We start from the raw sequence: 19576 nt of genomic DNA, 5'->3' as shown, positions 1-19576 counted from the left end.
CATGTCTCCGTGTACCTCCGAAATCATTCTACCCTTAGTCTAGCAAAAAGGGCAGCATAAGTCAATAAAAATCCTGAAAGATTACTTTCAGGATTCGTCATATTTATACGTTGAGCACCTTGTCCAAGAAGTCCTTGAGGCGTGGATGCTGAGGGTTGTCGAAGATTTGGTCTGGTTTGCCGTCTTCTAGGAATTCACCGTCAGCAGTGAAGATGACGCGATTAGCAACCTGACGAGCAAAGCCCATTTCATGAGTCACGATCAGCATGGTCATGCCCTGCTGAGCCAGATCTTTCATAACGTTGAGAACGTCACCAACCATTTCAGGGTCAAGGGCAGAAGTCGGTTCGTCAAAGAGCATGATATCTGGGTTCATAGCCAATCCTCGAGCGATCGCTACCCGCTGCTTTTGTCCTCCTGACAGGCTGTCTGGTTTGGCATCGGCCTTGTCTGCCAGCCCAACCTTCTCCAAGAGCTCCATACCAAGCTTGTCTGCATCAGCTTGGCTCATTCGCTTATGCTCAACTGGTGCAAAGGTGATATTTTGCAGGACAGTCATGTGTGGGAAGAGGTTGAAGTGCTGGAAGACCATTCCGATATCTTCACGAACATGGTCCACATTGGTAGCCTTGTCTGTCAAATCATAACCGTTGACAGTAATGGTCCCACTAGTTACTTCTTCAAGCAGGTTTAGGCTGCGTAGGAAAGTTGATTTACCTGATCCAGAAGGACCGATGATACAAACAACATCTCCCTCATAAAACTTAGCACTAATCCCTTTTAGGACTTCATTCTCACCATAGTATTTATGTAAATCATTAACATCAATTTTTAATTTAGCCATTAGTGAATCCTCTTTTCTAAGCGTTTAGCCAATCTTGTTAAGAGTGTGATGATGACCAAGTAAAGCACTGCTAGGATAGCATACATCTTGAAGCTCTGATAGTTACGGGCAATGATGATTTTACCTGTTTGGAAGAGCTCAACAAGTCCGATAGCTGATACGATAGTTGTATCCTTGAGAGCGATGACGAACTGGTTGACAAAGTTTGGTAGCATGATTTTGGTTGCTTGAGGCAGGATAATCTTGCGCATGGTCTTTCCATACGAGATCCCCAGACTTCGGCTAGCTTCCATCTGTCCGACTGGAACGGCTTGAATCCCTCCGCGAACAATCTCAGCGATATATGCACCAGCATTGAGTGACAGAGCAATTGTTCCTGCAACGAAGTCGTTGATCGGACTTTGCTGACCAGTCATAGATTCAATGAGGTTTGGAATTCCCCAGAAGATGAAGGCAGCCAGAATCATAAGTGGAATACCACGAATAACGTCAACAAAAATTTCTGAAATGATGCGAAGCGCTTTGATAGGGCTGACGCTGAACATCCCAAAGATAATCCCGATCACCATGGCAATCGCAAAGGAGATCAGTGCTAAAGCAATGGTAATTCCAAGGCCGCTCAAAAGTTGTTTGTAGTTGTTTTGGAGAAGTCCCCAGATAGTTGTTTCATCAACGGTTGTGGAATTATCCTTCTCAGCTGAGAGATATTTATCAAGGATTTCTTGATATTTACCATTCGCTTTTAGATTAGCCAAACCATTATTGAACATCTCGATGAGTTCAGGGTTGGTGCCTGCTTTTACTGCAAAAGCAACTTCACCACTAGGGGTTCCCTCGATTGGTGTTTTCATTTTTTTGCCTTGATTGATGGCATATTTGACAACTGGCTCATCGTCCATAATAGCAGCGACAGAGCCAGAGTTCAGACTATCATACATCGAAGAACCGTCTGAAAAAGTTTTGATTTTGTAACCGTATTTGCTTTGATTTTCGACGAGGAAGGTTTGAGAGGCCGTACCGTTCTTGACTCCGACGGTCTTTCCTTTCAAGTCTTCATAGGAGCTAATAGTGCTTGATTCTGTCACCGCAAGGATAGAGTTAGCAGTGTAGTATGGTTCAGAGAAATTAAAGGTTTCTTTGCGGGCCTCTGTCACAGACATCCCCGCAATCATTCCGTCAGCTTGTCCAGATTGAACAGCATTGATGGCAGCGTCAAAACCAGGGTTAGAGATTTCCAGTGTAAAACCTTGGTCTTCGGCAATGGCTTTGATCAAGTCCATGTCAATACCAGTATATTGGTTGCTATCATTTTGGAAAACGAAAGGAGCAAAAGATGAGTCGCTGGCAATCGTATATTTAGCTTTGACTGGAGTGGCTTTTTGTCCAGATTTGGTTGTCGTCTCTGGTACTGCTGAGTTGGTTGAAGTGCCAGAAGCGGCAGTCCACTTGGTGATGATGTCCTTCAAGGTACCATCTTTTTTCATCTGAGTTAATGCTTCGTTAAACTCAGTCACCAGATATTCGTATTTGCTGCCTTTTTTGACACCAAATGCGAAGCTACCAACGGCCTCACCTTTCATTGAGATTTTCAAATCTTGTCCTTGGCTGATTGCGTACTCGATAACAGGTTGGTCATCCATAGCTGCATCAACGGCTCCAGCTGTTAGGCTGTTATACATAAGGTCGCCTGTATCAAATGTTTTGATAGTAAAGCCGTATTTGTCCTTGATCTTTTCAAGGAAACGTTGTGCGGCTGTACCATTTTTGACTCCGACTGTCTTTCCTTTAAGTTGATCGTAAGATTTTACTGTATTAGCCTTGGTCGTTGCGATGACAACTTTTGTGTCATAATATGTATCAGACATGGTAAAGACTTTTTCGCGTTCAGCAGTCTTGGTCATACCTGCCATAATGGCATCGGCCTGTCCTGCTTGAACGGCATTGACAGCAGCGTCAAAGCCAGGGAAGGACATTTCATATGCCCAGCCTTTGATTTCAGCAACTTTATTGATAATATCTACATCAATCCCTTTATAGGTTTGATCGGAATCTTTAAATTCAAATGGGGCATAAGCCGTGTCAGATACGATTTTGATGGTATCTGCATGAGTAGTTGTCCCTAGTGCAAAGATAGGGAATAACACTAGCAGAAAAGCTATGATTTTTTTCTTCATATTTTCTCTCCTTTAGTTGAATATTTTTTGATTATATCAGAAAAATTTAAGAAAGGCAAATATTTTCTGTTTTGATGTTATATTTTCTGACATAACGATAAATGTTGCCTCTTATACTATTATGATAAAATTTGTTATAATAAATAAATGATGAAAGGAGATTTCTATGTTTAAATCACGCATGTTAGATAATGTGAAGCTGTCGCGCTACATTCCTCCTATTTGGTTAGCAGTTCTGATCTCCATTGGCTTTATCCACGTAGGAGAAATCTTTGCAGGGATCATCATTGGAACTGTGCTTGCCATGGTAAATCCGATAGATGACAGGGCTACACTTATGGAAGTGTTCGGGCATTATTATATCTTTTTTCAGCTAGGTAGTTTTTTCTTTATGGCCTTACTTGTTTTTCTGTGGGTCAAGTTTCGAGAAAAGAGAGCTTTCTCCAGCCTGGGTTTCTTTAAGGAAGGATGGCTGAAAGAACTGGGCAGAGGCTTCCTGATTGGAGCCGTTCAGTTTTCACTGGTTGTTGTCTTGCTCTTGGTAACGGGGACAGGCGGTCTGAAATTTGGTCAGGTGAATTTGCAGTCTTTGATTTTTGTCCTAGCTATCATTCCTTTCTGGATTCTCCAAGGTGGGACAGAAGAGCTAGTGACGCGTGGTTGGCTCTTTCCAGCAGTTAGCGCTAAGTCAAATATCTTCATTGGTATCTTGATTTCTAGTGCTCTATTCGGGGCTCTGCACCTCTTTAACCCTGGTGTGACCGTTCTTTCTATTGTCAATATCATACTAAACGGTATCTTTGCTTGTTTCCTTATGCTCAAGTATGACAATATGTGGGTACTGGCTGGTATGCACGGCGCTTGGAATTTTGTGCAAGGAAATATCTATGGTATTCAGGTCAGTGGCCAAGGAGCATCTACCTCAATCTTGAACTATAGCTCACAATCTTCTGTGGATTTGCTGTCCGGCGGAGCCTTTGGAGCTGAAGGATCTATCTTTGCCACTATCGTTCTGATTGGCTGTACTGCCTATCTTTACTGGTCGCTCAAAAAAGAAAATCGCTTGCCTCAGGCATTGATGTTTAAGAAATAAAGACATCGCTCAGCTTAGCTGGGCGATTTTTGATGCGAATGAATGATCAGAATGCAAGACTAGCCGTTCTTAGAGATGTAGCTACTAAATCAGAGCCAAAGACAGAGAAAATGAAGCAAATATGGTAAAATGATAGAAGCACAATTTGAGGAATAAAAGATGATTAACAGAATTACAGATAATAAATTTGAATTGGTTTCCAAGTATGAGCCTTCAGGAGATCAGCCCCAGGCTATCGAGCAGCTGGTGGATAATATAGAGGGGGGCGAGAAAGCCCAGATTCTCATGGGAGCGACTGGTACTGGTAAGACCTATACCATGAGTCAGGTTATCGCTCAGGTCAACAAGCCAACTCTGGTTATTGCCCATAATAAAACACTGGCTGGCCAGCTTTATGGTGAGTTCAAGGAGTTCTTCCCCAATAACGCAGTAGAATACTTCGTTTCCTACTATGATTACTACCAACCAGAGGCTTATGTGCCTTCCAGCGATACTTATATCGAAAAAGATAGCTCGGTCAATGACGAGATTGATAAGCTTCGTCACTCAGCGACATCGGCTCTCTTGGAGCGCAATGACGTAATTGTCGTGGCTTCGGTCTCGTGTATCTATGGTCTGGGATCGCCTAAGGAATACTCCGATAGTGTGGTTAGCCTGCGTCCTGGACTAGAGATTTCCCGCGATAAGTTGCTCAATGATCTGGTAGATATCCAGTTTGAGCGCAATGATATTGATTTTCAGCGTGGGAAATTCCGCGTTCGTGGTGATGTGGTGGAGATTTTCCCAGCTTCTCGTGATGAGCATGCCTTTCGGGTGGAGTTTTTCGGAGATGAGATTGACCGGATTCGTGAGGTTGAAGCCTTGACAGGTCGAGTCTTGGGCGAGGTGGACCATTTGGCCGTCTTCCCAGCCACTCACTTCGTGACCAATGAAGACCACATGGAAGTAGCCATTGCCAAAATTCAGGCTGAGCTGGAGGAGCAGCTTGCTACCTTTGAGAAGGAAGGCAAACTGCTGGAAGCTCAGCGCTTGAAGCAACGTACGGAGTATGATATCGAAATGCTGCGCGAGATGGGCTATACAAATGGCGTTGAGAACTATTCCCGCCATATGGATGGTCGGAGCGAAGGAGAGCCGCCTTATACCCTTCTGGACTTTTTCCCTGATGATTTCTTGATTATGATTGATGAGAGTCACATGACCATGGGACAGATTCGAGGCATGTATAATGGTGACCGCTCTCGTAAGGAGATGCTGGTTAATTATGGCTTCCGCCTGCCATCTGCCTTGGACAACCGCCCGTTGCGTCGGGAGGAGTTTGAAAGCCATGTTCACCAGATTGTCTATGTATCGGCTACGCCGGGCGACTATGAGAAAGAGCAGACGGATACGGTTATTGAGCAGATTATCCGGCCGACAGGGCTTCTGGATCCAGAAGTGGAAGTCCGTCCAACCATGGGGCAGATTGATGATCTTTTGGGTGAAATCAATGCCCGTGTTGAAAAGAATGAGCGGACCTTTATCACAACCCTGACCAAGAAGATGGCGGAAGACTTGACGGACTACTTCAAGGAAATGGGTGTCAAGGTCAAATACATGCACTCAGATATCAAGACCTTGGAACGGACCGAGATTATCCGAGATTTGCGCTTGGGTGTCTTTGACGTTTTGGTCGGGATTAATCTATTACGCGAGGGAATTGACGTACCTGAGGTTAGTCTGGTAGCAATTCTTGATGCAGACAAGGAAGGTTTCCTCCGCAACGAACGTGGCCTTATCCAGACTATTGGACGGGCAGCCCGAAACAGTGAGGGGCATGTGATTATGTATGCCGACACTATGACCCAGTCCATGCAGCGAGCTATCGATGAAACTGCCCGCCGTCGGGCAATCCAGATGGCTTATAATGAAAAACACGGCATTGTACCTCAGACTATCAAGAAAGAAATCCGCGATCTAATCAGTGTGACCAAGGCTGCCCTGCCAGACAAGGAAGAAACAGTCGAAATCGAAAGCCTCAATAAGCAAGAGCGCAAGGAGATGATTAAGAAACTAGAAGGACAGATGCAAGAAGCTGCCGGACTCCTCGACTTCGAACTAGCCGCGCAGATTCGCGATATGATTCTGGAAATAAAGGCGATGGATTGAGGGATATCAAGGAGAAAAACAAATGGTCATCACTATCAAAACAATGGAAACAGCTGAGGAGATAGAAGGGAAATCCAGAGTTCATTGGCAGACATGGCGAGAAGCTTATGATGAGATTTTGCCTGCGGAATTTCAAGAGCAAATGACCTTGGATAAGTGCCGATTTTATAGTCAAAAGTATCCTGAAAATACCTTGATCGCCTTGGATGATGCTAAAGTGGTCGGTTTTGTTAGCTACGGTGATTTTCGAGATCCAGCTACGATAGCGGGTGAAATTATCGCTTTGTATGTCTTAAAAGATTATTATGGCAAGGGTGTAGGACATCAGCTCATGCAGGCTGCATTTGCCGCCTTGGATAGTTATCCAGAGATTTTACTATGGGTGTTAGAAGATAACAAACGTGCCATCGCTTTCTATGGAAAAATGGGTTTTGTTTTTGACGGCGAGGAAAAGATCATTGACCTGGGAAAAGCCGTGAGAGAAAAAAGGATGATTTATATCAGAAACTCGAACAGTTAGCTTGAAAACAATAGATATATTTGTAAGGAGCACATATGCGTTATGCACTTTTACTCCGCGGCATCAATGTCGGCGGGAAAAACAAGGTCGTTATGGCTGATTTGAAGAAAGATTTGGCTGGGTTGGATTTTGAAAATCCAGTTTCCTACATCAACAGCGGAAATCTTTTCTTTGATAGCGAGGAGCAGGAGGAGAGGATTCGGGAGATCTTGTCGGCTTATTTCAGTCAGTCTTACAATTTTCCTTTGCCTTTTGTCCTTGTCAGCTCTGCCATGCTTCAAAAAGAAATAGCCAATCTTCCTACTTGGTGGCAGGATGAAACTGCCTTTCGGCGCGATGTTCTCTTTTATCTGCCAGAGGTAGACAGGGAGAGTGTTCAAGAGCTGGCAGGCAGTTGGGCGAATGACAAGGAGCAGCTGCATTTTGGGCAGACGGCTTTCTTTTATAGCAATGCTGACCAAGCGGACTATCTCAAGTCCAACTACCATAAAAAACTGCTCAAATCTAGTTTTTACAAGCAACTGACCATTCGAAATGGCAAGACTTTCCAGAAGATTGTGGAGTTGGTTGGAAATGGGTGAGCTACATTTGGAAGATACAAGGGAAGAAAAAGCGAAGCGCTGGAAGTTTTCTAAAGTTATTTGGCTAGTGCTCTATATCTTGTTGTTTATCTTTGTCTTGCTGCATTCTAGCTTGAGTCCGTTTGGCTTGGCCTTTACGCCCCTGCTGTGGAACAATTGGCTTTTTCTTCTATCAGTGGTCGTATTTTGTCACTTATGGTTTCTCTTCTTGAAAAAGAGAGAGTTTCGCTGGTTCCATCTCATCTGGGGGATCCTGAGTGTACCTCTTGCATTGTTTATATGGTTTGCAATTTTCTTTCATTTCTCTATAGCCAAATCAGAAAATTCTGTCCCGATCAATATGGATTACGGGATAGAGGGGAATGAAGTTATTTTACGAAAAGGCTTTTTATTTGGGGAATATGATGAATACCATGATTTAGTCAATACCTATATCATGAAAACCAAGGTCAATCGTGTTCGCTATATTGATTGATGCAGGTCTTGTCAATGAATCTAGCTCAAAAGCCCGTTCAAACAAGCTAGTAGAGGGAGGTATATGGATGTGAATAAAAATAGGAATGAGTGGATGTGGCTGGATAAAGTGAATATATGGCTCAAGCGCCATGGTTTTCTAGCTTGGTTATTGGATTTCTCCGTCCTTATTCTTTTTGCAATGATTACGGGCATCCTAGTTTTTCAAATCCCCTTCCTCCCTACATATTTAAAGGGTAATTATGTTTTTCCTTTGTTTATAAATATTCTTGTTTTACTGTACTATGCCTATAGTTCTATCCTACGTGAAAATAGTGCAAGGAGGGTCACTTCTTTGAAAGACTTAGTCAAACCTCTCCTTTATATAAATCCTATGGCTCTTTTGTTTCATTACTTTGGAGTGAAGAGCCGCCGTCATAGAACTATTTTATTACCATTGCCTACTTTGGATCATCGCTATGTCTGGTTTCCAATTGCTACTTATCTTACTTTCTTTCTGATAGCAGTGATCATCATGATTGCAAGCAAAGGAAGTAAGAAAAAATAGAAAAGCCGCTTTATGTATTAAAGTGGCTTTTGTGCTTGTTCTGATAAATCTAAGGGCATAAAGGCAGCCATGACACGGCCGATGACCTTGGGTTCTTCTTGATGCGGGATAAATTTATCGCTGTATTTTTTATTGAGAGAGATGAGGCGGATGCCAGTTGGATCGTTGAAAACTCTTTTCAAAATGGTTTGACCGTCGTAATCAATGGCATAGATAGCACCTGCAAATTCAAAGTGTGTATTCTTGATGAGTGCCACAGAACCTTGCGGATACTTGGGTTCCAGCGAATCTGTCCGAATCCAGAGGGCAATATCATAGTCAAGCTCTTTGTCTAACCAGACGATGTCAGCTTGTTCGGGCTTGTTTAAGAAAGTCTGGAAGCTTTCATAGACCTTGTAAGGAAAATAATCATCTTTTAATCTTTCCTCAGTCGTTTGATTTTCCAGCTCTTTTTTAGCAAAGTCTGTCACAGCTTGCTTGCGGCTTTGGTCTAGAGATTGGAAAATATCCGTGAACTCTAGCGAAAATGGTGTAGGGCTATGAACAGATAAATAGCGAGGATCCAGTTCTTGAACATCCATATCAAAGAAGTCTGCAATTTTTTGCATATTGTCTAGGACAGGCAGGGAATTTCCTTTGATATAGCCAGTAAGAGTGCTGGCTGGGATTCCTGTTCCTCGGGAAAGTTCAATTTGTTTGATTTGCTTTTGCTTCAATAAAGTTTTGATTTTTTTAGAAATGAGCCGCATTGCCTCCTTATCCTGGGGGCTAGCGACACCGCGTCCTCTGGCCATGATATTCACTCCTTTTCTTTCTTCTATTTTAACGAATTAAATCGAAAAAGTAAAGAGCTGAATACGGATATTCAGCTCAAAAGGAGAGGATTAAATTTCGTAGCCCATCAAGAGGCCGCCTTCTTCTGCGTAAAAGCTGCAAAGTCCAGAAGTTGGCAGGAATGAAATGTCGGCAGCTGGGAATTTTTCCTTGATAACTTCCGAAAATTGCTGGCAAAATTTCTCGTTATTGCGATGCGCAATGATAATGCGGCCGCCCTTATATCCAGCTTTCAGAACTTCATCGACAGCAGCAGTCAGAGCTTTTTTAGCGCCTCTAGCTTTTTGGAGAAGCTCCAGAGTACCAGTATCGCTGGCTTCGCCCACCATACGAATATTGAGGAGACCGACAACCGCACCGATTAGCTTGCTGAGTCGGCCGTTTTTGACCAGATTATCTACCTTAGCCAGTACAAAGAGAAGCTTCGTATTTTCTTGGTAGTGGGTAATGGCTTCCACGACTTGCTCGAAAGAAAGCCCTTCTTTGATGAGGTCGTTCAATTTTTTGACGATCAGATCGACCTCGCCACCAGCCGAAAGACTGTCAATAATATGGATATTTGCTGTTGGATGTTCTTCTAAGAAGAGTTTTTTGGCTAATTGGGCGCTATTGTGGCTACCAGAAAGAGAGCCTGTAATCGTCACGACAAAGATATTTTCAGCCCCTTCAAAGCTTTTAAGGTAGTCATCAGGGCTTGGGCAGGCCGATTTTGAAGCACTTGAAGTAGCATATATTTTTTCCATCATGTCATCAATATTGAGATGAGCGTTATCTACAAAAATCTCATGATCAATCTGAATGGTCAGCGGCACACTCTCAAACCTTGTCTGGTTGGCCAGATCTGTGATCTCACGGTAGTCACAGCCAGAATCGGCAACAATTTTCCAAGTCATTTAGTTTCTCCTGCTCTATCAGTTCTCTACATTGACAAAAAACATGTCTTTTCTTACAATTATAACATGAAGATGCTTTGATATAAAGCCTTAATTCTCAGCTGATACAGGAAGAAAGAAATTGTTATGGCGGAAAAGAAAATATCAGAAAAATCCCTTGCAAATTTAAAAACTTATAATCAAGAATCTAATCGAATCACAAAGGAATCCTTGGAAATTTCTCTAATGCAACTGTTAGAGAAGAAAGATTTGAAAAAGATTACCATCTCTGAATTAGTCGAGCGAGCTGGGGTTTCGCGCGCAGCCTTTTATCGGAACTATAGCTCTAAAGAAGAAATTCTAGAGGGTATTTTCAAAAATACGGTTCAGGGAATTGTCGACAAGCTGGAGCAGTTTAATTTCAAGACAGAAATGTACCAGATTTGGCTTTTTCTTTTTAAGGAAGCCAAGAAGGAAGCGCGTGTTATTAGTCTGGCTATTGACTATAATTTTGAAAAGTTGCTGACGCAGGCGGTCTTTGATTTCCTTGAAAAGCGTAGCAAAGGTGGGAAGAAGACAGCCAATTCCTATATGAATTCATTCTGGAGTTCTGCGGTTGTTTCGGTGCTTTCCAAATGGATCAAAGAAGGCATGAAGGTTCCAGCTGAAAAGATTGCTGCATTGGGCATGCCCCTTTTCCCACAGAAAAAGAAAAAATAAGAGTTTATACAAATGTTTGGCACCAATACATCAGACTGAAATAATAGATCGTAAAAACTTACCTAACAAGTAAGTTTTTACTTAGTGCTTCTTGGACCATTTAAGACTTCTCAGCTACCATTTAGGATTTGGGAGTCATTTGCGATGCTACCTGTGCTATGCTAGAGCAAAGGAGGTAGACAAATGGCTACTATCATAATTAAAGACGGCAGCACCCTTCGAAAGCTGGATCTTTCAACAATTTACTATGTCCAGTCCCATCCTCAAAAGCCGCACATTGTTCTCATCGTGACTGGACAAGGCAACCACAACCTTAGGGCTTCTCTGGCTGAGCTGGCTAAGCTCTATCCTGATGAGCTGGTTCACTGTAATCGTCAAACACTGGTCAATTTAGCCAAGGTTCAAGGATTTGACAGGGAGAGTAAAAGTTTGTTTTTTGAGCAGTCTGACTTAGGAGATATTGTCTGCTCAAGGCGTCATTTAACCAGTCTCATCAAGCGCTGGTCTCAGGAAGGAAGAAAATAAGATGAAAATTTTTGTATTAGAAGACGATCTTAAGCAACAAGCTTATATGGAGTCAACCATTCAGGGGATTCTGGAAAAGAACGGCTGGGAATGCCATTTTTTAGAAATCTATGGTAAGCCGGACATGCTGATTGATGCAGTAAGGGAACGGGGGAGTCATCAGATTTTCTTTTTGGATATTGAAATTAAGCAAGAGACACAGAAGGGACTAGAGGTAGCCGGAAAGATTCGCAAGTTGGATCCCTATGCTCTGATTGTATTTGTGACGACTCACTCAGAATTTATGCCCTTGACTTTTCGTTATCAGGTATCAGCTTTTGACTTTATTGACAAAGGTTTGCCTGAGGAGGATTTTATCAAGCAGATTGAGCAGGACTTGGCCTATCTTTACGAGAGAAAGGACAGCTTTCAAGCTGAGGAAACTTTTCTCTTTGAGAATTCCAAGTCGGATTTTCAGGTGCCTTTTAATGAAATCTATTATTTTGAGACATCAGAAGTGCCTCATAGACTAGTTCTCTATACCAAGAAAGAACGCATCGAATTTTACGGTCAGCTTTCTGAGATTACAAAGCAGGACAAGCGTCTCTATCGCTGCCATCGCTCTTATGTGGTCAATCCAGCGAATATCTCTCAGTTGGATAAGATAGAAAACATAGCCTATTTTCCTAATGGCGCTAGTTGCTATGTATCACGCCTCAAGATGAAAGGATTACGGACAGCTTTAAGGCAGTAGGGAAGTAATATGATAGAAGTGGGAGAGGAATTATGCCAAGAATAATACAAGTTGTTTTACTTGTTTTCGAAATGATAGCTCTGTCTTTCTTATTTTCACGTATCAGTGGAGTTAAGTTGACATGGATTAAGTACGTCTTAATACCTTTTATTTATATATTTTTTAATATTCTACTTTTTGTTTTATTTAGTGAAACTTTTTTAACTTACTTAGATCTTCCAGTTTATTTTTTAACTTTTTCTTTATTATTAACTAGACAGAATTCTATTCCTATAACGTTATCTATCTTTTATGGTCTTTTCCCAGTTGTTCTTTGGAATCTTCTATATCGTATATTAACTTTTTTTGTTATTCCTATTTTCGGTTTGGAATATAACCAACTAATAAATGAAGAACAGCTTATTTTAAATATTACGGCTTTTGTAGCTAGTTTACTATCGTTATGGATCCCAAGTTTACTACATTATAAATTTAAGCGGTTAAGAGAATTTAGATTAAATGAGGCTGATAAACACCTAGTCATTTTCCTTAATATATCCATGATTTTTTATATTGTATTTGTACAATTTTTCTCTTATTTAGAAATAACTCATAATGCAGTTAATTTGCCATATAGAAAATTAATTGTGATAGTTTATATCATTCTCTTTCTCAGTTCGATAAATATCCTAGACCGTAATTTGCGAGAGCGAATTCAACAGCAGTTAAGTGAACAAAGAGAGTTGCAGTTGAGAAATATGTCCGATTACAGTCAGCATATCGAAGAACTTTATAATGAGTTGCGAAGTTTCCGGCATGATTACATCAATATTTTAAGGAGTCTGAAGTTGGGAATTGATACGCATGATTTACCAGCCATCGAGCAGATTTATAACCAAGTCCTTAAAGACTCAGGTCAAGCGCTCAACCAATCTAAATATGATTTGGGTCGTCTGTCCAATATCCACAATGATGCTCTCAAGAGCGTCTTGTCAGCAAAATTTCTAGAAGCTCAGAGCAAGGGAATAGAAATTGGCTTGGAAGTTCCGCAGGAAATCAAACCTCAAGGAATGGAGTTGCTTGATTTTATCACGATTGTTTCCATATTGGCTGATAATGCTATGGAAGCAGCAGTGGAGACTAGTCCTCCAGTGGTTTCTTTTGCCTTTTTGGAGCAGGAAGGTAGGCAGATTTTTATTGTTGAGAATACAATAAAAGAGTTTTCTATCCATTCCGATACTATTTTTAAAAAGGGCTTTAGCACTAAAGGAGAAAATAGAGGGCTTGGTCTCTCCAATGTTCAAAATATTATCAGCCACTATCCCAATGTTTCTCTGAGAACCACTAGTCATGATCACTCTTTTAGACAAGAGTTGGAGATAAAATGAATTTATTAGATTGCGAATGATTAGATTTGCCACTTGATTTAACTCAATGAGAGTAACAAGAACTGTTTATGAGTAAAAAAAGACAATTTAAGATTTTTTATGCCACACCTGTTTAAAAGTGCTATAATTAATATAGGGTTTAAGAATACGAAGGCACTAAGAGAAATGCCTTGTTTAGAGACAAATATAATTTAAATTCAAACTGTTGTCTGGTTTTTTGTTATTTAATTGTGAGGAGTGACAAGAAATGAAGAAATTATATAGCAATACATATCTAATGCGATTTTTAACTGCCCAGCTTCCTAGTCTGGCTCTATTCATTATGATTTTAAGCAACCAGGTCTTAAGAAAGCTCGTAAAGCATCACAATTCTCAAAACGTTAATCAATACGATTATATCAACGTTTCAAAGCACTTTGCAAAGATTTTGCAAAGTGCTTTTTTGTCGATTTTTGAGCTAGAATAGCTTTGTGATAACCTTCTGATAACCTCTTCAAAATTTTAAAAATCATAATTCTATTTTGCTTTATTGAGATAATCTGCAAATTTGTCAATAGAGTTTTTCTCACCAGTTTTTGTGGTGTGAGTATAGACATCTAATGTCATCTGACTGCTTGCATGACCGAGACGTTTTGATGTATTAGAAGGATCGATTCCAATTTCAGACATAAGTGTTGCATGTGTATGTCTAAACCCATGTGGGCTAATTGGTTTTAATTTATGCTTTTTAATAATTCGATTCAGTACGTTATTAATGTAATCAGCATGCAAAGGTTCAATTTTGTCATTACTTGATATGTAAGAGAACATATATTCGTTACTAATATTCAGCTTTGTAAGAGGAAAGTGAGATTGTTCTTTCAGATAGAAATTTCTCCATTGCTTAATAATATCGATTGTCTTATCATCAAGATAGATTGTACGAACTGAAGATTCATTCTTTGTGCTCTTTTCAATCGCTTTACCGTCAATTCTTCCTAGACTTTTATCTATGTTCAATAGATTGCTGTCAAAGTTAATATCAGCCCATTTTAAAGCATATAACTCCCCTTTTCGTAGTCCACTAAATGCAAGCAGTCTAAATAAAGCAAAATGTTTAAATGGCTCAGTTTCTTTCACTATATCAAGGAAATGATGTAATTCCTCCAGAGACCAAAAATTATCTAATCTAGTTTTTTTGATTTTAGGCATGATAACATTCTTCATTGGATTTCGATCAATGTAGTTCATGTTGATTGCAAAATCAAAAATTTTTGAGGTATAGGATTTTATCTGTTTGATATTTTTGAAAGTCTGAGATTTTTGTGTAATAAAGTTTTGACAGTCTAAAGGACTGATTTGGTCAATAAATTTATCGCCAAATATTGGTAGAATATGTATTCGATAGATATTCTTAGTTTGGGAAGAAGTTGTTTCTTCAACGGTACCAACATAGGCCTTAAACCATTCTTGATAAAGTTCTTTATAAGTGACTTTGGGGTTAGGTTTGTCGGTATTTACTGTGGGGGCAACGACACCAGCTTCTAAACGAGCTTCGTACAATTTTGCCTCTTTTTTGGTTTTGAACCCTCTCTTTAAGTGCCTTTTTTTCTTTCCATAAGCATCTAAGCCAATGTAAAAGCTGACATAGTATAGGATTCCTTTTTTTGTTTTGTATTTGTGTATAGACATTTTTTCTCCGTATCTAAGTTTTCGGAGCTTATGTAGTTGAGAAATGAGTGTCTATCTATTTTTTCTATCTTCTTGGCGGATAGCGTATTCGTCTGTTTTAATCCAGCTCTGCCAAACTTTAGAATCTTTATTTTGGTGATTCATATAGTCTATAAACTCAGACATAAAACGTTTATTTTTCTCAGCTAGGTATTCTGAGAATATATGACGAAATTCATCTGAAAAACTATCATCAAGTGGTAGTGTTAATGCCCTTTCGCCAAATTCGATACTTTTCTTTAACTTCTCCATATCGCTTTTAAAAGGTGTCACAGAACCAATTTTAGATGTTTTGAAACTATCTGTAACAATTTTAAGATTTGATGGAGCGTGTGGGTTGCTATCAAGTCCCATAATGTAAGCGACGGAAACATTAAAGTATTTTGCCAATTTTTCAGCATTATCTTTTTTAGGTTTGCGGATTCCTTGATTGTATCCAGAAAGTGTAGGATAGGCTATATTTGTAGCTTCGCTAATTTCTGTCAATTTTTTTCCGCTATTTTCTATCAGTTTAGTAATATGATTCGTCATAAGAACCTCCTTTTTATCATTATAACACATTTTATTCTTTTTGAATAAAAAAGCTTGACAAAAATTCAAAAAGGATATATAATTCAAAATGAATAACAAATTAAATGGTTTCGGAGCTTATTTAATTTAGAAATGAGGTGTTAATTTATGTCGGAAACTACTTTAGTTGTCCAGCTTCCTAAAGAATTAGAGAAGCAATTACGTGCTCACTATGATGAGATGATTTCAAATGCTGTAGTAAGAGTATTTGAAGATAAAGAACTTTATAAACCCATGGTTCGTATGTCAGGTTTGTCTAGGTGGTTAGATGTATCTACGACAACAATCCAAAAATGGACGAAAGAAGGAATGCCAACCATGGTGATTGATGGAGTGACTTTATACGATAAAAGAGCAGTAACACGATGGTTGAAGCAATATGAAAGATAGGTACTAGTATGAATGGTGTTCAGTGGATCAAGATAACAACAGATATATTTGATGATGAAAAAATTCAGCTAATAGAATCAATGCCAGAAGGAGATACTCTTATTGTAATATGGTTTAAAATTCTGGTGCTTGCAGGAAAGCAAAATAATAGTGGCATATTAAGTCTAGGGAACAAGGTTTATTATACAGAAGAGATGCTTTCAACAGTGTTTAGACGAAAGGCTACATCTGTAAAATTAGCTCTCAGTATGTTTGAAGAATTTGGCATGATAGAAATCATAGATGGCGCTATTACCATTCCAAAATGGGAGAAACATCAGAATATAGATGGACTAGAAAAGATTAGGAAACAAACTAGGGAACGTGTTGCTCGTCATAGACAAAAACAAAAAGCACTAATTACAGGCGAGCCACAACTCGTTTTAGACTGTAACGTTACAGTAACGGATGAAAATGATAATGTAACGCAAGAGATTAAGAACAAGAGTAAGAATAAGAAAGAGATTGAGAATATACTGGATAATAGTTCTAGAAAGCCTGAAACTTATATTCCACCCAAATATTATTCTTTGTTAGAATCCATTTCTTATAAGTACAATGATAGATTTTTGTATCCTAACAATTACACTTTAACACATGCTCAGAAGATGAAGATAGGCGAGTATTTGGCTAGTGGGTATGTAACTAGTGATGAAGTTATTAGCATGATTGAACGGATTCCTGAGGATGCGACTTCTCCTTTAGCGTATTTATTTAAGTCTATGGAGAATTTAAAGCAGGAACGTATGCTGGAGTGCAAAGCTATTGCCCATGAAAATGCCCGAAAGAAGTATATGATAAATGAGTAGATATAGGACTGTTCTAAAGAAATGTTATATCACTGAAGAGCAGAATGAAATAGTGAATAACTTGATTGAAATGACAAATCATCTAAATTTTTCTTCTTATGCTAGGAAAATGTTGTTTAAGAGTTCGCCTATTTATCTTCAATTTGATTTTGAATCTTATCATGACTTTATATTTCAAGTTAGAAGAATTATCAATAACTTACGTCAGTTAGAAAGAATAGCAGAACAAAGTGAAGATTTGGATAATGTAAGGATATTTCACTACTGTGTTGAGTTGATGATAGAATATGAAAAGAAGACAAGTAAACAAGTGAAAGAACTTGTAAAACGACTAAATAAGAAAACGAGGTGATAGGACCATGAGAATAAAATCTGTGTTGAAACAGGTGTTTTTGACGGAAGAAGAAAATAAAAAATTAAATGATTGTATGAGGAAGGAAAATATTCGTAATTTTTCTGAGTTTGCTAGACAAAAATTAATACGAACAGATTTGAACATCCAAAAAGTCTCTTTTGAAGGTTTAGTTCCTTTAACAGAAGAGTTGGAACAAGTCGGAAAGAATATCAATTCTATAGCCCGTCTTGCAACTGTAGTTGGGAGAATAAGCTATGAAAACAAAATGGATATGTCTATTTTGATGCAAAAAATAGTTGATGTGATGGAGGAAAAAGATGTTTATTTTCAAAAGTAATATGGATAAGGATTTTGATCAGATATGCGAATACATATTGAAATTAAAGCGAGCAGAATTATTTCTTCATGGAATTAAACAACAAGATAAGACGAAGGCTCGTTTGTATTATGCGATGCTAGAATACTATGATGCTAACCATAAAAAAGAAAGACATATGAGAATTTTAAAATAAGGAAACGCTGTTAAATTTTGCAGCGTTTTTTATATATCTTCCTAAAATATTTGTACACACAAAGTACAGCTAAAGTGATTTTTTTGATTATTTTATCGAGAAGGAAAGATTTATCATAATATGACTTTGCGAGCTCAGAGTCTGTATACACACACTTCTAAAATCACCCCCAAAATTTGTATACACACAGTGTATGTACTTTTTGGGTGATTTGAATTTTGGGGAATCCCCAAACCCCTGGTGAATTATACGAGCAAAAAAATTTGGGAGTAAGTTTTAGAAAGAACTATTCTACAGTATTTAAAATATGACTTTAAGTAAATTTTTTATTATGTGACTATTAGCCTGTCTCACTCCGCTAGGTGCGAGACAAAAAAATACCCGCTATGCGGGTGTGTACTGACCCCAAAAAGTTAGACAGAAAAAATCTAACTTTTGGGGTCAGTACAAAAGCGTTTTTATTGTATAAAGAATATCAAATAGTTTGAGGGTTTTACTTGTCGCTGTATTTCTTCACTATCCTTTTTGTAATACTCCTGCTTTGTTCTTGAAATATCTACAGTGAATACGTCATCCTTGAAGGTATAATTCTCTTTTCGTTTTATGATATTAGAGCCAGTCAGTTCGATTGTTGAACTGTCTTTATCAATTGTAAAGGTGTCGGCCTCTCCTTTGTTGCTATTTCCTTTGTTACCTGAAATGGTAAAGGCAACTTCATTTCTACTCTCGTTTATTCAACGGTATTCGCCATCTAAAGAATTGCTTGATTGGTTAGAACATGCAATTAATAAAATTGTAGATAGAGACACTAAAAGTAATGTGATAAATCTTTTCATTTACATACTTTTTATTTCTATATTATATTAAAGAAACATTACATAAGTAAGACAGTAATTTTTTAGGTTGATCTATTTCTTTCGGGAAAATCATTATTTTTCGGAAAGTTAGTAAATGTTTTTTATCAAATACTTTATCATCAAATTGTTCAGCTAGTATAGTTGCTGAGTGATAAAGTTCCTTTGCTTTATTTTTATCATTTTCAAAATAAAGATAGCTCTTAGCTTCAAATACTGAAATTCCAGGTTTATAGACTTGCAACATTGTTACTGATAAAATTTCATTCATCTTTTTTACTAGAGATATCATATGCTTATAGTCATTACGAACAACATAAACACCCGCTATGGCACAAAGAACTGATAGTAGCTCTACATTATACATTTCATCACTAACTAATTGCTGTTTCAACAACTTAATCCGAAAATCATCTAATGCTCTCTTCTATAAATCAAGTCTTGACATTGCATAGCAAAATAATCAATTAATAGTAAATCATTGAATGTGTAAACTTGCTTTAGTGTTACTTGCTTAAAATAATCATCAAAAATATCTTCAGCGAAACTACCTGTCCCTGTTCTTATCAAGCCTAATATTCTTTCAATCAAGTCTAGACTCAGCAACTCTTCTTCAGGAAGGATGTCACCGTAACAATTATAAACTTCCTCAATTAAAGTTAGTTTTTCCGTAATACGCTTGGAATCTCCATATACTATACTGGAGACTTCATGATACGGTACTTTATCTTAAAGTATTCCTCAGGAAGAGCTAGTTCTTTATTTTCAAGAAAAGTATCTATCGGAACTTCTAATCGCTTAGATAAATATTGTAACTTAGTAATTGTTGGCAAGGATTGCCCAAGCTCAGTACGCATCAGCTGTTTGATTATTAAGTCAGCTTCTGTCCACAGATCTCTTCTCTC

General features: G+C 38.7%; 21 protein-coding genes and 2 pseudogenes. 14 read left to right on the top strand and 9 right to left on the bottom strand.

Going from position 1 to position 19576, the window contains the following annotated elements:
• Nucleotides 1-103 precede the first annotated feature (103 nt).
• Nucleotides 104-844: an amino acid ABC transporter ATP-binding protein gene (locus tag FZ954_RS04395; protein ID WP_005590533.1), complete on the bottom strand. Its 741-nt coding sequence runs from the start codon at nucleotides 842-844 to the stop codon at nucleotides 104-106.
• Nucleotides 844-3018: an ABC transporter substrate-binding protein/permease gene (locus tag FZ954_RS04390; protein WP_148877383.1), complete on the bottom strand. Its 2175-nt coding sequence runs from the start codon at nucleotides 3016-3018 to the stop codon at nucleotides 844-846. Before FZ954_RS04390 ends, FZ954_RS04395 begins: the two co-directional genes overlap by 1 nt.
• Before the next feature lie 166 nt (nucleotides 3019-3184).
• On the opposite strand from FZ954_RS04390, the gene FZ954_RS04385 reads away from it, so the two are divergent.
• From FZ954_RS04385 to FZ954_RS04360, 6 genes are all read left to right on the top strand, one after another.
• The gene (locus FZ954_RS04385; RefSeq protein ID WP_148877381.1) at nucleotides 3185-4111 is read left to right on the top strand and encodes a CPBP family intramembrane glutamic endopeptidase; all 927 of its coding nucleotides are present in this window, start codon (nucleotides 3185-3187) and stop codon (nucleotides 4109-4111) included.
• A 159-nt stretch (nucleotides 4112-4270) separates the two neighbouring features.
• Nucleotides 4271-6259: an excinuclease ABC subunit UvrB gene (gene uvrB, locus FZ954_RS04380; RefSeq protein WP_148877379.1), complete on the top strand. Its 1989-nt coding sequence runs from the start codon at nucleotides 4271-4273 to the stop codon at nucleotides 6257-6259.
• A gap of 22 nt (nucleotides 6260-6281) precedes the next feature.
• Nucleotides 6282-6779 carry a GNAT family N-acetyltransferase gene (locus tag FZ954_RS04375; protein ID WP_148877376.1) on the top strand — a complete coding sequence of 166 codons (498 nt, stop codon included), beginning with the start codon at nucleotides 6282-6284 and terminating at the stop codon, nucleotides 6777-6779.
• A 35-nt stretch (nucleotides 6780-6814) separates the two neighbouring features.
• Nucleotides 6815-7360 carry a DUF1697 domain-containing protein gene (locus FZ954_RS04370; RefSeq protein ID WP_148877374.1) on the top strand — a complete coding sequence of 182 codons (546 nt, stop codon included), beginning with the start codon at nucleotides 6815-6817 and terminating at the stop codon, nucleotides 7358-7360.
• Nucleotides 7353-7835 carry a hypothetical protein gene (locus tag FZ954_RS04365; RefSeq protein WP_148877372.1) on the top strand — a complete coding sequence of 161 codons (483 nt, stop codon included), beginning with the start codon at nucleotides 7353-7355 and terminating at the stop codon, nucleotides 7833-7835. Before FZ954_RS04370 ends, FZ954_RS04365 begins: the two co-directional genes overlap by 8 nt.
• Nucleotides 7836-7898: 63 nt before the next feature.
• Nucleotides 7899-8381, top strand: a complete 483-nt coding sequence (locus FZ954_RS04360; RefSeq protein ID WP_148877370.1) for a hypothetical protein — start codon at nucleotides 7899-7901, stop codon at nucleotides 8379-8381.
• Nucleotides 8382-8398: 17 nt separating this feature from the next.
• Here FZ954_RS04360 and FZ954_RS04355 read toward each other — a convergent pair whose 3' ends face one another.
• On the bottom strand, nucleotides 8399-9175 hold the full coding sequence (locus tag FZ954_RS04355) for an XRE family transcriptional regulator (protein ID WP_148877367.1): 777 nt from the start codon (nucleotides 9173-9175) through the stop codon (nucleotides 8399-8401).
• Between the two features lie 90 nt (nucleotides 9176-9265).
• Nucleotides 9266-10108, bottom strand: a complete 843-nt coding sequence (locus FZ954_RS04350) for a DegV family protein (protein WP_148877365.1) — start codon at nucleotides 10106-10108, stop codon at nucleotides 9266-9268.
• Between the two features lie 126 nt (nucleotides 10109-10234).
• On the opposite strand from FZ954_RS04350, the gene FZ954_RS04345 reads away from it, so the two are divergent.
• From FZ954_RS04345 to FZ954_RS04330, 4 genes are all read left to right on the top strand, one after another.
• Entirely contained in the window at nucleotides 10235-10807 is a 573-nt protein-coding gene (locus FZ954_RS04345; RefSeq protein WP_015605159.1) for a TetR/AcrR family transcriptional regulator, read from the top strand.
• 183 nt (nucleotides 10808-10990) lie between these two features.
• Nucleotides 10991-11332, top strand: a complete 342-nt coding sequence (locus tag FZ954_RS04340) for a LytTR family DNA-binding domain-containing protein (protein WP_148877363.1) — start codon at nucleotides 10991-10993, stop codon at nucleotides 11330-11332.
• A 1-nt stretch (nucleotide 11333) separates the two neighbouring features.
• Nucleotides 11334-12065 carry a response regulator transcription factor gene (locus FZ954_RS04335; protein ID WP_045499622.1) on the top strand — a complete coding sequence of 244 codons (732 nt, stop codon included), beginning with the start codon at nucleotides 11334-11336 and terminating at the stop codon, nucleotides 12063-12065.
• A gap of 32 nt (nucleotides 12066-12097) precedes the next feature.
• Nucleotides 12098-13432, top strand: a complete 1335-nt coding sequence (locus FZ954_RS04330) for a sensor histidine kinase (protein WP_148877361.1) — start codon at nucleotides 12098-12100, stop codon at nucleotides 13430-13432.
• A gap of 516 nt (nucleotides 13433-13948) precedes the next feature.
• Here the strand turns inward: FZ954_RS04330 and FZ954_RS04320 are convergent.
• Nucleotides 13949-15103 (bottom strand): site-specific integrase, encoded by a 1155-nt coding sequence (locus tag FZ954_RS04320; protein WP_148877359.1) that lies wholly within the window; start codon nucleotides 15101-15103, stop codon nucleotides 13949-13951.
• A 51-nt stretch (nucleotides 15104-15154) separates the two neighbouring features.
• Nucleotides 15155-15673: a helix-turn-helix transcriptional regulator gene (locus FZ954_RS04315; RefSeq protein WP_000181350.1), complete on the bottom strand. Its 519-nt coding sequence runs from the start codon at nucleotides 15671-15673 to the stop codon at nucleotides 15155-15157.
• A 147-nt stretch (nucleotides 15674-15820) separates the two neighbouring features.
• Between FZ954_RS04315 and FZ954_RS04310 the strand changes: the two genes are divergently transcribed.
• From FZ954_RS04310 to FZ954_RS04290, 4 genes are all read left to right on the top strand, one after another.
• Nucleotides 15821-16102, top strand: a complete 282-nt coding sequence (locus FZ954_RS04310; RefSeq protein ID WP_000005473.1) for a hypothetical protein — start codon at nucleotides 15821-15823, stop codon at nucleotides 16100-16102.
• An 8-nt stretch (nucleotides 16103-16110) separates the two neighbouring features.
• The gene (locus tag FZ954_RS04305; protein WP_001014727.1) at nucleotides 16111-16950 is read left to right on the top strand and encodes a phage replisome organizer N-terminal domain-containing protein; all 840 of its coding nucleotides are present in this window, start codon (nucleotides 16111-16113) and stop codon (nucleotides 16948-16950) included.
• 359 nt (nucleotides 16951-17309) lie between these two features.
• A complete protein-coding gene (locus tag FZ954_RS04295; RefSeq protein WP_001220782.1) occupies nucleotides 17310-17642 on the top strand; it encodes a hypothetical protein in 333 nt (110 codons plus the stop codon).
• Nucleotides 17623-17817 (top strand): hypothetical protein, encoded by a 195-nt coding sequence (locus FZ954_RS04290; protein WP_084911763.1) that lies wholly within the window; start codon nucleotides 17623-17625, stop codon nucleotides 17815-17817. The genes FZ954_RS04295 and FZ954_RS04290 overlap by 20 nt, the downstream gene beginning before the upstream one ends.
• Nucleotides 17818-18275: 458 nt before the next feature.
• Here the strand turns inward: FZ954_RS04290 and FZ954_RS12160 are convergent.
• From FZ954_RS12160 to FZ954_RS11735, 3 genes and pseudogenes are all read right to left on the bottom strand, one after another.
• Nucleotides 18276-18653: pseudogene (locus FZ954_RS12160) on the bottom strand (hypothetical protein).
• A gap of 22 nt (nucleotides 18654-18675) precedes the next feature.
• Nucleotides 18676-19080, bottom strand: a pseudogene (locus tag FZ954_RS11740) (hypothetical protein); the annotation flags it as partial.
• A 5-nt stretch (nucleotides 19081-19085) separates the two neighbouring features.
• Nucleotides 19086-19325: a hypothetical protein gene (locus FZ954_RS11735; protein WP_230529161.1), complete on the bottom strand. Its 240-nt coding sequence runs from the start codon at nucleotides 19323-19325 to the stop codon at nucleotides 19086-19088.
• Nucleotides 19326-19576: the final 251 nt, after the last annotated feature.

It is taken from the genome of Streptococcus sp. Marseille-P7375, from assembly GCF_902460365.1.
Taxonomy (GTDB): Bacteria; Bacillota; Bacilli; order Lactobacillales; family Streptococcaceae; genus Streptococcus; species Streptococcus cristatus_I.
The sequence above is the reverse complement of the archived record's forward strand: the minus strand, read 5'-3'. Positions and strand labels throughout refer to the sequence as shown.

Bases quoted from the DNA above. Each gene is read 5' to 3' on its own strand.
- FZ954_RS04305 (WP_001014727.1), top strand. From the start codon at position 16,111: ATGAATGGTGTTCAGTGGATCAAGATAACAACAGATATATTTGATGAT.
- FZ954_RS04365 (WP_148877372.1), top strand. From the start codon at position 7,353: ATGGGTGAGCTACATTTGGAAGATACAAGGGAAGAAAAAGCGAAGCGC.
- FZ954_RS04335 (WP_045499622.1), top strand. From the start codon at position 11,334: ATGAAAATTTTTGTATTAGAAGACGATCTTAAGCAACAAGCTTATATG.
- FZ954_RS04315 (WP_000181350.1), bottom strand. From the start codon at position 15,673: ATGACGAATCATATTACTAAACTGATAGAAAATAGCGGAAAAAAATTG.
- FZ954_RS04340 (WP_148877363.1), top strand. From the start codon at position 10,991: ATGGCTACTATCATAATTAAAGACGGCAGCACCCTTCGAAAGCTGGAT.
- FZ954_RS04290 (WP_084911763.1), top strand. From the start codon at position 17,623: ATGTTTATTTTCAAAAGTAATATGGATAAGGATTTTGATCAGATATGC.
- FZ954_RS04360 (WP_148877370.1), top strand. From the start codon at position 7,899: ATGGATGTGAATAAAAATAGGAATGAGTGGATGTGGCTGGATAAAGTG.
- FZ954_RS04310 (WP_000005473.1), top strand. From the start codon at position 15,821: ATGTCGGAAACTACTTTAGTTGTCCAGCTTCCTAAAGAATTAGAGAAG.
- FZ954_RS04320 (WP_148877359.1), bottom strand. From the start codon at position 15,103: ATGTCTATACACAAATACAAAACAAAAAAAGGAATCCTATACTATGTC.
- FZ954_RS04375 (WP_148877376.1), top strand. From the start codon at position 6,282: ATGGTCATCACTATCAAAACAATGGAAACAGCTGAGGAGATAGAAGGG.
- FZ954_RS04355 (WP_148877367.1), bottom strand. From the start codon at position 9,175: ATGGCCAGAGGACGCGGTGTCGCTAGCCCCCAGGATAAGGAGGCAATG.
- FZ954_RS04395 (WP_005590533.1), bottom strand. From the start codon at position 844: ATGGCTAAATTAAAAATTGATGTTAATGATTTACATAAATACTATGGT.
- FZ954_RS04350 (WP_148877365.1), bottom strand. From the start codon at position 10,108: ATGACTTGGAAAATTGTTGCCGATTCTGGCTGTGACTACCGTGAGATC.
- uvrB (WP_148877379.1), top strand. From the start codon at position 4,271: ATGATTAACAGAATTACAGATAATAAATTTGAATTGGTTTCCAAGTAT.
- FZ954_RS04390 (WP_148877383.1), bottom strand. From the start codon at position 3,018: ATGAAGAAAAAAATCATAGCTTTTCTGCTAGTGTTATTCCCTATCTTT.
- FZ954_RS04370 (WP_148877374.1), top strand. From the start codon at position 6,815: ATGCGTTATGCACTTTTACTCCGCGGCATCAATGTCGGCGGGAAAAAC.
- FZ954_RS04295 (WP_001220782.1), top strand. From the start codon at position 17,310: ATGAGAATAAAATCTGTGTTGAAACAGGTGTTTTTGACGGAAGAAGAA.
- FZ954_RS04385 (WP_148877381.1), top strand. From the start codon at position 3,185: ATGTTTAAATCACGCATGTTAGATAATGTGAAGCTGTCGCGCTACATT.
- FZ954_RS04330 (WP_148877361.1), top strand. From the start codon at position 12,098: ATGCCAAGAATAATACAAGTTGTTTTACTTGTTTTCGAAATGATAGCT.
- FZ954_RS04345 (WP_015605159.1), top strand. From the start codon at position 10,235: ATGGCGGAAAAGAAAATATCAGAAAAATCCCTTGCAAATTTAAAAACT.